This window comes from Psychrobacillus sp., from assembly GCF_032154225.1.
In the GTDB taxonomy this organism is placed as follows: Bacteria; Bacillota; Bacilli; order Bacillales_A; family Planococcaceae; genus Psychrobacillus.
In genome coordinates, this window is sequence record NZ_JALDYF010000003.1 from 318,064 (window position 1) to 332,821 (window position 14,758).

The 14,758-nt window shown below is 36.3% G+C and carries 15 protein-coding genes and 1 other annotated feature; of the genes, 4 read left to right on the top strand and 11 right to left on the bottom strand.

What is annotated here, in order from left to right; all coding sequences use genetic code 11:
* Positions 1 to 26 precede the first annotated feature (26 nt).
* Positions 27 to 362: an ArsR/SmtB family transcription factor gene (locus tag RUH95_RS07320; protein ID WP_313892184.1), complete on the bottom strand. Its 336-nt coding sequence runs from the start codon at positions 360 to 362 to the stop codon at positions 27 to 29.
* Positions 363 to 661: 299 nt separating this feature from the next.
* Between RUH95_RS07320 and RUH95_RS07325 the strand changes: the two genes are divergently transcribed.
* Positions 662 to 871 (top strand): heavy-metal-associated domain-containing protein, encoded by a 210-nt coding sequence (locus tag RUH95_RS07325; RefSeq protein WP_313892185.1) that lies wholly within the window; start codon positions 662 to 664, stop codon positions 869 to 871.
* Between the two features lie 79 nt (positions 872 to 950).
* On the opposite strand, the gene fabZ is transcribed toward RUH95_RS07325, so the two are convergent.
* Positions 951 to 1,376, bottom strand: coding sequence for a 3-hydroxyacyl-ACP dehydratase FabZ (fabZ, locus tag RUH95_RS07330; protein WP_313892186.1), 426 nt, complete (start codon positions 1,374 to 1,376; stop codon positions 951 to 953).
* A gap of 252 nt (positions 1,377 to 1,628) precedes the next feature.
* Here fabZ and RUH95_RS07335 point away from each other — a divergent pair, with 252 nt between their 5' ends.
* Complete coding sequence (locus tag RUH95_RS07335) at positions 1,629 to 2,066, top strand: lipoprotein (RefSeq protein WP_313892187.1); 438 nt, start codon at positions 1,629 to 1,631, stop codon at positions 2,064 to 2,066.
* Between the two features lie 662 nt (positions 2,067 to 2,728).
* On the opposite strand, the gene RUH95_RS07340 is transcribed toward RUH95_RS07335, so the two are convergent.
* On the bottom strand, positions 2,729 to 3,346 hold the full coding sequence (locus tag RUH95_RS07340; RefSeq protein ID WP_313892188.1) for an FMN-binding negative transcriptional regulator: 618 nt from the start codon (positions 3,344 to 3,346) through the stop codon (positions 2,729 to 2,731).
* 83 nt (positions 3,347 to 3,429) lie between these two features.
* On the opposite strand from RUH95_RS07340, the gene RUH95_RS07345 reads away from it, so the two are divergent.
* Positions 3,430 to 3,702 carry a DUF2277 domain-containing protein gene (locus tag RUH95_RS07345; protein WP_313892189.1) on the top strand — a complete coding sequence of 91 codons (273 nt, stop codon included), beginning with the start codon at positions 3,430 to 3,432 and terminating at the stop codon, positions 3,700 to 3,702.
* A 75-nt stretch (positions 3,703 to 3,777) separates the two neighbouring features.
* On the opposite strand, the gene RUH95_RS07350 is transcribed toward RUH95_RS07345, so the two are convergent.
* Together RUH95_RS07350 and RUH95_RS07355 are read right to left on the bottom strand one after the other, a co-directional pair.
* Positions 3,778 to 4,464, bottom strand: a complete 687-nt coding sequence (locus RUH95_RS07350; RefSeq protein ID WP_313892190.1) for a copper homeostasis protein CutC — start codon at positions 4,462 to 4,464, stop codon at positions 3,778 to 3,780.
* Between the two features lie 19 nt (positions 4,465 to 4,483).
* Positions 4,484 to 5,485 carry an asparaginase gene (locus RUH95_RS07355; RefSeq protein WP_313892191.1) on the bottom strand — a complete coding sequence of 334 codons (1,002 nt, stop codon included), beginning with the start codon at positions 5,483 to 5,485 and terminating at the stop codon, positions 4,484 to 4,486.
* Positions 5,486 to 5,914: 429 nt separating this feature from the next.
* Here RUH95_RS07355 and RUH95_RS07360 point away from each other — a divergent pair, with 429 nt between their 5' ends.
* A complete protein-coding gene (locus RUH95_RS07360; protein ID WP_313892192.1) occupies positions 5,915 to 7,909 on the top strand; it encodes a methyl-accepting chemotaxis protein in 1,995 nt (664 codons plus the stop codon).
* 52 nt (positions 7,910 to 7,961) lie between these two features.
* On the opposite strand, the gene RUH95_RS07365 is transcribed toward RUH95_RS07360, so the two are convergent.
* The 6 genes from RUH95_RS07365 to RUH95_RS07390 all read right to left on the bottom strand — a co-directional run bounded on the left by RUH95_RS07365 (position 7,962) and on the right by RUH95_RS07390 (position 14,435).
* Positions 7,962 to 8,696 (bottom strand): hypothetical protein, encoded by a 735-nt coding sequence (locus RUH95_RS07365; protein WP_313892193.1) that lies wholly within the window; start codon positions 8,694 to 8,696, stop codon positions 7,962 to 7,964.
* Complete coding sequence (locus RUH95_RS07370; RefSeq protein WP_313892194.1) at positions 8,686 to 9,195, bottom strand: sigma-70 family RNA polymerase sigma factor; 510 nt, start codon at positions 9,193 to 9,195, stop codon at positions 8,686 to 8,688. The genes RUH95_RS07365 and RUH95_RS07370 overlap by 11 nt, the downstream gene beginning before the upstream one ends.
* Before the next feature lie 198 nt (positions 9,196 to 9,393).
* Positions 9,394 to 10,758, bottom strand: coding sequence for a sodium-dependent transporter (locus RUH95_RS07375; protein WP_313892195.1), 1,365 nt, complete (start codon positions 10,756 to 10,758; stop codon positions 9,394 to 9,396).
* A gap of 81 nt (positions 10,759 to 10,839) precedes the next feature.
* Positions 10,840 to 11,066, bottom strand: a binding site (T-box leader).
* Positions 11,067 to 11,164: 98 nt separating this feature from the next.
* Positions 11,165 to 12,664 (bottom strand): multicopper oxidase family protein, encoded by a 1,500-nt coding sequence (locus tag RUH95_RS07380; RefSeq protein WP_313892196.1) that lies wholly within the window; start codon positions 12,662 to 12,664, stop codon positions 11,165 to 11,167.
* A 129-nt stretch (positions 12,665 to 12,793) separates the two neighbouring features.
* Positions 12,794 to 13,915: a stage II sporulation protein P gene (locus RUH95_RS07385; protein WP_313892197.1), complete on the bottom strand. Its 1,122-nt coding sequence runs from the start codon at positions 13,913 to 13,915 to the stop codon at positions 12,794 to 12,796.
* 40 nt (positions 13,916 to 13,955) lie between these two features.
* On the bottom strand, positions 13,956 to 14,435 hold the full coding sequence (locus RUH95_RS07390) for a C40 family peptidase (RefSeq protein WP_313892198.1): 480 nt from the start codon (positions 14,433 to 14,435) through the stop codon (positions 13,956 to 13,958).
* Positions 14,436 to 14,758 lie beyond the last annotated feature (323 nt).

Consider the following 14,758-nt stretch of genomic DNA (forward strand, 5'->3'; position numbering starts at 1 on the left):
TAATCCTCCTCTTTTTTTATTTAGACTTAGTTATGTTTAGCATGTTCAATTGCTTGTTTTAATAAATTCATAATATGGTCATCATCTTTTGAATAATACAACGTCGTTCCTTCACGTCTAAACTTCACTAAACGTAAGTTTTTTAAAAAACGTAATTGATGCGATACAGTTGACTGACTTAAGTTAAGACTTTCTGCCATATCGTTAACGGAATGTTCATCCGAGCATAGTAAATTTAAAATACGAAGTCTTGTTGGATCACTCAGTGCTTTAAACGTTTGAGAAACAACAAATAACGTTTCTTCGTCCAAATGGCCTTCCATCTCACTTAATAATTCCTCTTTGTTCAATTCCTCACTCATTGTACCCACTCCAAACCCATTAATGTATATATGAGCATATGTTCATATATACATTAATATACTCACTGAATTTGAAATTGTCAATGACATAGCATGCATATTTTGCCAGCTCATTTCAATAAGAAGAAAGCCTTCTCTTCTAAAAAAATAAAGTTTCCCGCTTTACATACCCTACAGGGGTATAGTATTATAGTGTCGTTAGGAAGTTTATTGGACATAGCGCATTTAAGTATGCCCTTATTTTTTATTGTCCATATACCCCCCTACCGTAAAAAACATTTAAAAGGAGCAAATATATTATGGAAAGTGTAACGTTCAACGTACAAGGTATGTCATGTGGTAGCTGCGGAAACAAAGTTAATGGAAGTATCCGTAAATTAGAAGGTATCGAAGATGTTCAAGTAAATGTAGTGGCTGGTGAAGTAGCTGTTTCATTCGACGAAGCACGAGTAGCAGTTGATCAAGTTGTAGCGGCAATCGAAAGCCATGGTTACGCAGTAGTTGAATAATATAAGAGCAGCTAAACATGACTGGATCATGTTTAGCTGCTCTTTTTTTCATAAAAAACAGGAGTAGCACAAATGTATATTAATCGCCAAATGCAAAAATTAGTTCTAACTCACAAACTATTTCTCCATCTACAGTTGCTGTACCCTTTCCTTTTCCGATAGGACCTTTTAAACGAGTAATTTCAACCTCTAAACGCAGTTGCTCACCTGGTCGTACTTGTTTTTTAAAGCGGCATTTATCTATGCCAGCTAAAAGCCCTAGCCTTCCTTTATTTTCATCTTTAGTTAGCATAATAACCGCGCTTACTTGAGCTAATGCTTCTACAATTAATACACCTGGCATAACTGGATAACCCGGAAAATGGCCATTAAAAAATTCCTCATTTATCGTAACGTTCTTTATTCCTACCGCTCTGTTTCCTTCTTCTAGTTCCAAAATTCTATCCACAAGAAGGAGTGGATAACGATGTTTAATAACATTCATAATTTCTTGGGTATTTAACATACTATAAGCCTCCATTGCCAACCGGCTATTTTTTATTACTTCATCCTAGTATCAGATAATAACATATTTTTATTTTATCAAACATGTTATTTCTTATAAACCCCATTAAGTTAGTAAAGCCTGTTTCTAACACTTTTTCAAAAACAAAAAGGAATTTAGCTGTTTGATTTAGAATTTAATTGACATGGATAAATGGAAGGGCGTGTCTTTTATTTATATTGAATCTAGAAAACAAAGAGAAGAGGAAAACAGTTGAAAAAATATACGTCTATCTTTTTACTATTTTTAATCCTAGCTGGTTGCAATCCACTGAATGGTCCTAATGAAACCCAAATTCCTCAATCCGGTAAAGTCCTTGTTGAAAACATTGAATATGAAATGACAGGGGGAGAGTATAAATGGATTGGGAAAAACGCAGAAGCTAGACGACTCGATGTCGCTCCTCCGAGTCATCTTGCTGATGAAATAGAATCCATCCTAACAGAGAAAAACAGCCAAATAGAAATAGTAATAGAACTAACCCCTGAGCTTACAGTTTACCTATGGAACGAAGACGAAAGATTAAAAGAGATTACTCTAAAAGATAATCAATTTACTGCTCCATCTGCTGGCGGTCGTTACATATATGAAGTAAGAAGTAAGTGGATCAATGGAGAAGCATCATTTGTATTTGTAATAGAAGTAAATTAAACACGTCTGTTGATTATCCTATTTTATGCTTATAGGAAAGAACATCCCCTCATTCGTACTTTATATAAAATGCGTCTTAATGGTAGCTTCCGCTGGGATTTTCGCTACAGGGGTGGACGCTTTCCGCGGGTGTTGCCTCAGCCGCTTCCTTCGCATGCGCTCAGTCCAGGGTCTTCGACTAACGGAGTTTCCGCCAGAGTCGCCACCCCTTTCGCTTCAATCCAATGGAGCTTACTACGTAGTTAGAATGGAAGCACTATTTCTTAGAAAAGAGAACAAAATGCGCAAAAATTCCAACTAAATAGAGGGCAGTAAATGAAAGTGTAGAAGCATGGAGAAGAGCAAAATTCATTGTCACTTTTTATAGATAAGTCCAAGTCGCCATGAGTAATAGCCTATGTAAATAGTCAAATACTTATTGCCGTAGCGCGTCGGGCCGCATGAGCCGAAGTATGAGACCCACTTGGGCGCAGCACAAGTTGGCTCATGCAAGGTGCGGCAAGCGCGAAGGCATAGTGTCTATTCACTAAAGCGCATTTTATATAGAAAACGATAGAAAATTGAATAAAATGGGTAGTCAACAAGTATGTAAATGAAAATTACTTTTTGTTTTACTTAACAAAAAAAGTATTCAAGTGACAAAATATCACTTGAATACGCATTTAACTTTCTGATCTCTTTTCCATCACATTTGCAACTTCATGAGAATTCGGATCTGCTTCCTCATTTAGCTTTTCAATAATATGACGATAGTCTTCGTCATTTCGATTCTGACTTAATTTATAAGCTGCTTGGATTTCTGTTACTTTAATCTTAAATCCAACAACACCTTTTAGCTCTTTTTCTAAAAGTTCCGGAGAAAGCGTATTCCATAACACTGGATTCTCACGATGTTTTTCATATTTTTCTAGCATTTTTGTAAGATCTTCTTTTAACTCTTCTTCACTTAAAATGCTCGCTACTCCATATACATGTACAGCTTGATAATTCCACGTCGGAACGTTTTCATGTGCATACCAAGAAGAGGAAATATAAGCATGTGGCCCTTGATACATAACGAGCACTTCTTCATTCGTTTCAAATGTTCGCCATTGGGGATTTCCATACGCCATATGCCCTTTTATGTAGTAATCATCCCCTACTTTACTAAGATCAAACGGTAAATGAGTCGCAATTGGTCTACCTTTTTTCGTTGTAACAATCGTTCCAAATGAGTTTTGTTGCATAAAGTCTCTTACTTCATTTACATCTGTTACTTTAAAATATTTAGGAATAAACATGATTCTCCCCCTCATCAATCTGACTATCTGTTTTAATAAAAGAATATGCTACAATCGAGAAAACAGCAAAAGGAGTGGGCTCCATGTGCCGCAACATAAAAACATTATTTAACTTCGAACCCCCAGCTACTAATGATGAAATTCATGCTGCTTCACTTCAGTATGTGCGCAAAGTCTCTGGTTTCAATAAGCCTTCGCAAGTAAATGAGGAGGCTTTTAATCGGGCGGTTCAGGAAGTTGCTATTGCCACACAACAACTATTTGATACATTCGTAACGAATGCTGGAGCTCGTGATCGTGAAGTAGAAGCAGAGAAAGCTCGAGCGCGTTCTGCAAAAAGATTTGGCACGGAATAATTTTTCACTTTATTATTAACGAAAAGATCCTTAGCCTTGAAACTAAGGATCTAACGATTAAATTACCAACTTCCGCTATTGATGAAGCGTATTTTTTATAGCGCTGATAACTTCCTCATCAATCGGGTACATAAAGCTTCTATTTATTCGAACAGCTGAACCGAAATGCACCTCTTCCAGCCCTGTTGCTGTAATTAGTGGTGATAATGTTTCTGGGCTCATACCATTCCCCGCCAAAATTTGAATAGATGTGTCCTTCGATTTATCCACTAATTTTTTCAACTGTTCGGCCGACTCCGGCGCTGGTGCCTGTCCTCCAGAAGTTAAAATTCGTTGAATCTGTGGAAACGTAGCTATAACCTCTAATGCCTCCAGCTGATCGGCTATTTCATCAAAAGCACGATGGAAAGTAATATTCATCTCTCCACTCTCCGCCAATAAACGAGAAAGGACTTCGGTATTTACTTTATTGTTTTCATCTAATGCTCCTATTACGATACCCGCTGCTCCAGCTTTTTTAATATGACGAATATCTGCTAGCATGACCGCTATATCCTCCTCATCGTATTGGAAAGTTCGACTATGTGGTCGGACAATGACATGAACTGGAATATCTACACCTTGAACGACCGCTTCGATCAACCCTAAACTTGGCGTTAATCCCCCTTCAGATAGCGCTGCACAAAGCTCTAATCGATCCGCTCCAGCACGTTCTGCTGCAATTGCATCCACTAAACTTGTAGCTATAATTTCTAACATCATCTAAAAATACCTCCCCCTATTAAACTAGTTGAAATACAGTCTTTCTTTCCCCTACCTCTTCCCCATTATCATTGATAATTACTTTAGACGATAATGCATACAAGCGATCAATCGTTTCGCGATTTTCATAACCAATCTGTTCTAAAATAGTCGCAACAATATTCGGCCAAACTAGCTCGGACCCATCCATTACTTTTAACGCAAAACTCAATCGTTCCTTCTTCAAAGCAAAACCATATACACCCTTTGCTCCACCTTTTGCCACAATATTAGGATCTTCCAGCAATACCGTACAGATAAAATCATGACTAGCAATCATCTCAGGATGCGCATTCATATAATTTGCAACCTTCACAACTGCCTCTCTCATTTCTTCTTGTTCAATCAAATCTGGACAAGCTAGCTTCAAATATGCTTTAGCAATATGTTGAAGTGGCATCACATAAACAGGGAATCCACAGCCATCAATACCGATTCCAATGTCTTCCTTTGGATAATTCGCCATATTAGCCATTGCCGCTAAACTTAGCTGCTGTACGGGGTGTTCCATCTTCCAATAACCATCTACCTCATGCCCCAATACTTTCGCTAAAGTCATAAAACCACTATGCTTTCCAGAACAATTATGATAAATTTTGCGTTTCTCTCCGTGCTGTCGATGGTATTCCGCTTTTGGTTCGTCATTCAATGGATAGCTTGGACAACAATAAAATGCTTCTTCATCAATACCAGTTTTACGTAAAATCGACTCCAACGCTTCCAAGTGATAGCTTTCTCCACGCTGTGAAGCTGCAAATAATGCCGCCTCCTCTGATGTCAGTCCAAACTTGTCATCCACTCCATTTTGAATAACCGGAATTGCTTGGAAAGGCTTTGCCGCAGAACGCAAAACAGTCATATGATTTTCATCACCAACCTTATAAATAGCCTCACCTTTTTCATTGATACCACAAATAACACCCATATGTATGTTTTCTAACATGCCACCACGATATTCTTCTACTAATACTGGATAGTTCATTACTTTCATCCTCTTCTTTCTATACTTTTTCTAGACTAATATTAGAATACACTAATTATTCTAACCTATTTTGATTTTCTTTATCACACATGTTGATTAACTACTTTAGTCAATTTTTTATTTTCGTTATGTTCCTTATGTGAACTAAAAAATAGCACCAATTTCAAATTTATACCATTAAAAATATCAAACCCATCCATACTTGAAACATTTTTATTACTCAAATCTAATGTTAAATACCACCTTTGTTTTTTTGTCATGTACATGATAGATTTCGAGACTTATTTGCGAAATTGGTCAAATCTAGTTATTTTTTATCTATTCTCAATTATTATAATAATCATTTAGACCTAAACTTATCCTATAATTAGTCGATAGTCATTTAGTCTAACTATTTTAAAAGACTGAAAGGGAAGGTGCCATATATATATGTTCAAATCAGTAAAAACAAAAATCATCTTAACTGTTATGATTCTGTTTTCTATCGGAATAATCGCTATGACAGTAACAAGTAATACACAGGTAAAAAGTACAACTCAAAAAAGTGCAACTGAATCCAGTGCAGCACTTATGAATGAAATTAGCCTTGCCATTCAAAATTTTCTTGGTCAATACGGTAATGCTATTGAACAAATGTCTACTAATGCAACCGTAAAAGAATTTGCTACTCCTGGTACAGACCCTTTAACAAAAAACTCTTCTGTCCTTGAAGAAGAATTCAAAAACTTCCTAAACAACTACAAAGAAACAACTTCTATTTATATAACTCTTCCTTCAAAAGAAGTAGTAATCATGCCACAAGCTGACCTTGGTGCGAATTTCGATCCAACAATACGTGAATGGTATCAAAATGCACTTGCAAATCCAGATACGGTTCAATGGTCTAAACCTTATACAGATTCTGCAACTGGTGAACTAGTTATCGCTGTTTCTAAAGCAGTTGTATCAAATGGTAGAGTTGTAGCTGTTCTTGCGCTTGATATGGAACTTACAGCTTTAGCAGAAGAAATTGAAGCAAGTGATGTAGGTTATGAAGGTTTCCCAATGGTACTTGATACAGATGGTACCGTAATTGCTCATCCATTCAGCAATGGCGAAAACTTTATGGAAATGCCTTTCATCAAAGCAATGTATAATGAAGGAAACGAAAAAGACATTTCCTTTTATAGCTACGAAGGCGTTGACTACGTCAATGTACACACGACACTACCTGATCTAGGTTGGAAAATTTCTGCTATTTATGAAGAGAAAAATATTAATGCTGTTGCAAATGATTTGCGTGTTTCAATGATAGTTGTTGCGCTTATTACATTGCTTATTATTTTTACTTCATTGTACTTCATCATAAGCAAAACAATTAAGCCCATCGGTACGTTAAAATCACTAATGGATTCTGTATCACAAGGTGATTTAACTGTTCGCTCCGACATTAAGACAAGCGATGAAATTGGTGAACTTGGTAACAATTTCAATACGATGATTGATAATATGAACGCGATCATTACTGTCGTTAACGAATCAGCATCAAATGTTCGTGCGAGCTCTGAAAGCTTGAGTGCAGTTGCAGAAGAAACAAGTGCATCGAGTGAACAAGTTTCATATGCCGTTACTGAAATTGCACAAGGTGCATCGAAATCTGCAGAGGATGCAGAAACTGTTACAGAACGCGCTAACCTTCTTGGTCATCAAATTAATGAAATTACAGCTAAAGCAGGTATCATGTCCGATATCGCAACTAAAGCCGGTGAAATGAATACAAATGGACAAGGTCAAATGCAACAATTAAAGCAATCATTCGGTGATTGGGAAACAAACTTACACTCTATGTCGGATGTAATTAGCACGCTCGAAAGCAAGGTAAAAGCAATCGGCGGAGTGATGGAAACGATCACTCAAATTTCATCACAAACCAATCTTCTTGCATTAAATGCTAGTATCGAAGCTGCACGTGCAGGCGAGCACGGAAAAGGATTCGCAGTCGTTGCAGACGAGGTTCGCAAATTAGCAGAACAATCCGCGCGCTCGACAGAAGAAGTAAAAGTGACTGTTCAAGAACTACAAGAAGAATCTAGACTAGTTACACAACAAATGAATGACACACGTGAAAACTTCCAACGTCAAGGAGTAGTTGTCAACAACACGGAAACTACATTTGGAGAAATTTCAACATTAATGGGCAATATGCAAGATTCAATCGACGCAGTTTATGTAGAAATTCAAAAAGTCGCATTGCATAAAGACGATGTATCAGAAACGATTCAAACGATGGCTGCTACTTCTGAAGAAACAGCAGCTGCTTGTGAAGAAGTTAGTGCTTCAACAGACGAACAGCTTCGTGCTATCCAATCTGTAACAAGTGCAGCTGAAACATTAACAGAACTGAGCGAGGAATTAAGCTTAGCAGTTAATCGATTCAAAGTTTAGAGTACTAAATAGATTAAGCCGCATCTAAGTTCAATTAGATGCGGCTTTTCTATTACCACTGAATGCTTTCTGCAATTTGTATCATTTCTTTTTCTATAAGGTCGAATGACTGTTCTTCATGATTTTGTAGAACGAAAGAGCTGATGACTATTTGCCATTGGTCATTTTCGAAATAAATGGAACAACTATTCATTTCCTTAATTCCTAATAATGTTGCGGCCTTGCCGTTAATGAAGACCTCTTTTTCAATAGCAGTTCCATCTTCTGTTGTTGCCTCGAATGCAGGTAGCGTACTCTCAATATTAGTAGCCATAACATCGTACATTTTATCTACCGTCATAAGGGTATACTGATAAGATAGGAATTTACCATCTTCATCAATTCTTGCACCATAATTTATTGCTTTAGAACCTTCCTCTTTCAACAGTAAATCGCTTGGAAAAGGAATATGAAATGGATAGGAATTTTCCAAATCCTCTAAAGAATCATATGGTACAACATCTGATCCTGCTACCGCTTCCCAAAAATAACCGTAGGAGGTCCCTTCATTAGGCGTATCCTTTTCAAGTTTTTTCACTTCAAATATCCCATTAATCGCTGCCTGTCCCACAGGTGTGAGCAGAATGCCGAATCCTATTATTGTAACCACAGCTACGGCTAAGAGAGGATTTTTGGATTTTCTTTTCGGTAGTTCCGCTTTTGCTTTTTTCACACCTAGTATGGATCGCTCGTGCAGATTTTTTGGAACGTCTATTTTGTTGATCTCTTTCTTAATTTTATTGTCCATAAATCCCAGCCTCCTTAGTTTGTTCACGTAATTTTTCCAAGGCACGATATAAAATAGACTTTGCCGTTCCTAACGGGATTTCTAGCAGTTGTGCGATTTCTTTGAAAGTATTGTCGTTGTAGAATTTTAGTAGCACAATACTTTTTTCATCGTCATCCAATGTATTGAGTAAATCTTGGATTGTTAATGAAAGTGAAATATCTTCATCATATGAGCCGATAAATTCCTCAAACTCGGGTCGTAATGGAACCACTTTTTTCGATTTTTGTAGATAATCAATTGCGGATGTAATGGTAATTTTGATCAACCAAGTTTTGAAGTACTCCGGATTCTTTAATGTTTTGATATTTTTAAAGGAACGGTACGCTACTTCTTGTACAATGTCTGATGCATCATTTTCGTTTTTGACATACATAAAAGCTATTCGATATATATCTGCTTCGTATTGCTGAAGCAGTTTTAAAAAAGCTTTGTCGTTGCCTTGTTGTGCTTTTTTCACCAATTTAATTATTTGGAGTCACCCTCTCTATCTTTTAGTGCCTATGTATATTAGACAGTTTAATCTTTTATTTGGCTTAAAATTATGTTTTTTTATTTTTGTATGATGAAAATCAGAAATACTAGGTTATTAGATAAGAGCCTAAGAAAGCTCCTTTTATCGGGTAATAATCCGATGAAAGGAGCTTTCTCTTTTTTTCTATTTAAAAAGTGCTACTACTTTATCTAAAATTCCCGTTATATCTATAAACACGATAAAAATTACAAAAGGAATCACGTACTTCATTATAAAGAACCATATATTAAATGCAGTAGCACCTAAACGAGAATGTCGTAATATTTCTTCTCGAAGCGTACTTTTCTTTATCTTATGTGAAACGAAAATAGAAATTAAAAATACGCCCAACGGCATTAAAATATTACTTACTAAGTAATCAGCAGAATCGAAAATATTTTTCGAGAAAATTAAAACATCATCTAAAACACTATAAGATAATGCGGAAGGAACACCTACTGCGAAAATTAGTGCCCCGATTATAAATGCATACTTTGTTCTTTTCTCTTCGTTCCCTTTCACAATAGCCGCTACAATTATTTCTAGCATTGAAAAAGCTGAAGTTAATGTCGCAAATAAAAACAAAGCTAAGAACCCTAATAAGAATGCTTCACCAAAAATAATTTGATCAAACACGGCTGGTAATACAACGAATAACAAACCAGGTCCTTCCGCCGGCTCTAACCCAAGTGAAAACACAGCTGGGAAAATTGCTAATCCTGCTAATAAAGCAATTAATAAATTCAACGAAACAATAGAAATAGCCGGTTGTATTAAACTTTCTTTCTTAGAAAGATAAGAACTATACGTAACCATTACCGATACTCCGACACTTAAAGAGAAAAAGGCTTGTCCCATCGCAAATAAAACACTCTGAGAGGTAATATTCGAGAAATCAGGTGCTAAAAAGAATTTCACACCTTCCATCGCATTATCAAGAGTAAGTGAACGAATAATTAAAACTAGAAATAGGATAAATAATGCAGGCATCAAAATTTTACTTACTTTTTCAATTCCATTTTGAATCCCTTTCGCTACAACTAAAACCGTAATAACTAAAAACCCTAGTTGCGCTCCAATAACTAAGAGAGGATTTCCAATCGTTGCGTTAAAGACAGATCCATAATCTGCTCCTTCGCTAATAATCCCGCCAAACATACCTTTAGCAAAATAAATAACAATCCAACCACCAATGACACTATAAAAAGACAATAAAAGAAAACAAGTAAATACCCCTAGCTTTCCAATCCAATGCCAATTAGTATTAGGAGCTAAACTACGATAAGCACTAATCGCTTCTTTTTGCGTACTTCTACCAATAACGAACTCAGCTAATAACAACGGAAAACCTATAAACAAGGAAAATGCAATAAACAGTAGGAAGAATGCGCCTCCTCCACTAATACCAGTAACATAAGGAAGCTTCCATATTGCTCCTACCCCTATAGCGGAGCCTGCTGCTGATAAAATAAAACCAATCTTCGATGACCATTGCTCTGTTTTTTGCACACGATTCAATCCAATCTATTTTTATTATGTCCTCTACGAAATAAAATAAAGAACAAAAAAAGCCATGTCTCTATCGATAACGATAGGGACGTGACTTTACACGCGGTACCACCCTAATTGGAAACAATATTTGTTTCCCACTTGTTCAAATAACGGTTTCATCCGTTTTATACTACTCGCTTCATAATGCAGTATAAAAAAAGCTCCAAGAATGAAATTCACCTATGTCTTTGTATCAGTTTGCACCAACCACTGATTCTCTATTAACAGGGAGACCGGCTTAATATTGTTCTTTTCAACGCCCATTTACTATTTATATAATATACGGAATTATAGTATGAGACCGACTAAAGGTCAAGTCTTTGTTTTTTCGTCCCCTGAGTTGCATGCGTCACAGGGACGTTACCTACTCCACCTTCACTTGCCCCATCATTCCGTTATCTTCATGCTCTAAAACATGACAGTGGAACATATAAATACCTTTGTTATTAAACGTTACAGCTAATTTTATCGTTGTCCCTGGTTGTATAGAAACTGTATCTTTCCATCCTCGCTCATTTTCGGGAGGTTCTGCTCCATCAATCGAAATAATTTTAAACTGTGTCCCATGAATATGAAATGGATGAATCATCCCGCCCATCATATCAGTCTTATTATGAACTTCCCACACTTCCGTTACACCTAACTTCTGCGTTAAATCGATTCGATCCATATCGAATTTTTTACCGTTGATTGTTACAGCTTTACCCATACCAGCAAGCTCTAGTTTTTTAGATACCGGCAAGTTCTTTTCTTCCTCAGTTACAGCAAAATCATTCATATCGACTGGCATATTTTTCAAATCACCGTTTTCATCATTGATCCTAAATGGCAATAAAGTCACGCCGTCCTCGTTTACGATTGCTACATCATCAGAAGCATTATACTGGGAAAAATCAACGATGATTTCTGCACGTTCAGAAGGGGTTAACGTCACTTCATTCATAGTAACAGGATTATTTAAAAACCCTCCATCCGTCGCTATTTGTGTAAAAGTGTCGCCAGTATTCAATTTGAGTGTGTAATTACGTGCATTCGATCCATTCAAAATACGTAATCGTACCTTTTCCTTATTCACAGAAAGGTTCGGATTTACTGTTCCATTAATCAATAAAGTATCCCCAATTGTCCCATCTTCGTTTTTAACTTTCTCATAATTTAATTGCTTCTGATCATCGAACTTTCTATCTTGAAAAATCAACGGCATATCATTCACTCCGTAATCACTTGGTAAACCTAGTTTTTTAGAGTTTTCATCCTCGATAAAAAGGAGCCCAGCTAAACCTTTGTATACTTGTTCGGAAGTTTTCCCTTCCGGATGAGGGTGGAACCATAGAGTAGAGGCTTCTTGATTCACTTTAAACTCTATTGTTTTTGAGTCACCAGGTTTTAAAATTTGGTGCGGCCCTCCATCGCCTTCTCCGGATATTTCTAATCCATGCCAATGAAATGTCGTGCCATCCGCCAACTCATTATTTGTTCTAATTTTTACTGTTTCTCCGCGGTTTACGCGAATAACTGGACCTAAAAACGAACCGTTGTATCCATACGTGTTTGTTTCATAGCCATCAAAAATTTCTGTTTTTCCTTCTTGTGCATTTAACTCATATACAATACCCTCCTCATCCGTCTGTTCAAGAATTGGAGGAATAGCAAGCTCATTTTCACCTGTCGAATTATTTAAAGCTAAAGGTTCATTGTGGCTCATATGGCCATTTTCCATCTCATTTTTAGTTCCTTCTTCCATCTCCGTGCCTTCATGATTCATTTTAGAATGATCCATCTCTTTACCTGAATTATTTGCACCGCATCCTCCGATAATAACTGCACTTATGATTAAAATAAAAACCCATATTTTTGATTTCATCGTAATTAGCTCCTTTGTATAATTATTAAATACATTTGCAGTGTAGCAAATAAATATGAAAAATTTATGGACTTTTCATCTCAATACAAAAAAATACAGCTTGAATAGGTTCATTCAAGATGCAAAATATTATTCTTCTTTATGCCAATAATAATCACTAAAAACATCTGCAAGGGCTTCCGTAGATCGGTGAAACTCTTCTGCGGTATTATCTACTCCACCTATTTCTACAATAATAGCGTTAGGGGAAATATCTTGATTGTAAATTCCATTCCCTTGGCTACTGTCCTTTTGGATGATTCCTTTTGACAGTGCTGGATATCGCGCATCCAGCGCTGTTTGTAGATTTTCTGCAAATGCGAGATTCTTTTCAAAGTCTTTATGTCCGGTACCAACAACAAATAACAAGTTAGCATAATTGGATCCATTCATTTCAACAGTTGTAGTATCTTTTCGCAATGAATCACGATGAATATCTAAGAAAAACTCTAATTCATTATTCTCACTACGTGCAGATTGTACTTGCTCACCCGAAACCTGATAAGAACTAGTAAAGTCTAGACCTTTAGAATCTAATACTTGAACGATGTCAGTAGAATCTACCATCGTTCCTACTCCCCTTTGCTCCAATGCCCTACCAAGCATTTTACCTACTAAAGTGATATTTACTTTTGAGTGATAAGCTTCCTCTGGTGCATCTACATCTTTTAAATAGGGTAAGAAGGCTTCTCTGCTATGAGTACTGTAAATATACACAACCTCTTTACCAAAAGTAGAATGAGAGGTTTGAATTTCTTTTGGTGACTTCATATTTTCAAAAACAGCGTCTATATTTTTTATCGTAAGCTCTCTTTCTTGAAAGAGGTTTTCCATAGTTGGCAGGAGTTCATCCCCAGCAGATAAGCCGTGACTAGTTTTATCATCCTTCTTTTCACTGACCTCATCTTTAATTTCTCCTAAGTTAGAAGGGCTTTTCTTTAATTCCGAAGAATTTATTTTATCCGTTCGTGCATTTTCTTTATCCTTTTCAGGCGAATAAAAAAATGGCAACGTTAAAACCATAAGCAACCAAATGGTAAATAGAGAGATCATGATGTACAGCAAAATTACTAATAAACTTCTTTTCTTTTTTCTATTTCTCTTTGGTTTCCCAGACATTTGGTCACTCCTATATTTTTTTACAGATAACACCTTGAATAGTGTAGCAAATAAATATGAAAAATTTATGGAGAAACCAAAAAACACAATCATCTATTCTACTAGACAATTGTGTTTAAATAATAGGACATTTTTATTTTTCTGAATTTGCTACAGTAACGTCAGATACACGTTTAGCTCCTGTATATTTAGGTGCCCAGTATGGATCTGTATGTAAGTTTGCTTTTAAAACTCCACGACTTTTTGCTGAAATAAATTCACCGTTTCCTAGATAAACCCCTGTGTGAGAAATGCCTTTTTTATATGTATTAGAAAAGAACACTAAATCTCCTGGTTGTAATTTATCTTTTGCTACTGCCTGTCCTACTTCATATTGATCTGCTGATGTTCTTGGCAAATTAATATCAAACTTATCGAACACATATCGGATATATCCTGAACAATCGAATCCTGCTGGAGAAGTACCTCCAAATTTATAAGGAGTACCATAGAATTCTAATGCATACGCCCCGATTTCATCTGAGCTCGCTGCACTAGCTTTGTCTGCTAACATAAAAGGTAATGGAAAGATAAGAAATACAATTGTTAATGTTTGAATAATCAGTCTTTTCATCTTACACCTCTGTTACTTATTTTTACCGTTTCGTAACTCTTGATGTAAATAACATTACCATGAGTATTCGAATTTTTGTTTTACGTTTTGATTACAAATATATTACAACACGTCTGTTGATTACCCTGTTTCTTGAAATTTTGTACTAATAGTTAAAAACAAACACCCTTTTTTACTAAAATACTGAGTTTAATTTGCTTTACCTCCTCATTCGTATTTTACATAAAATGCGTCTTAGTGAGTTTCAGCAAAGATTTACGCTACAGAAGCGGACGCTTACCGCGGGCACGGCTTCAGCCGCTTCCTTCACTTCGTTCAGTCCA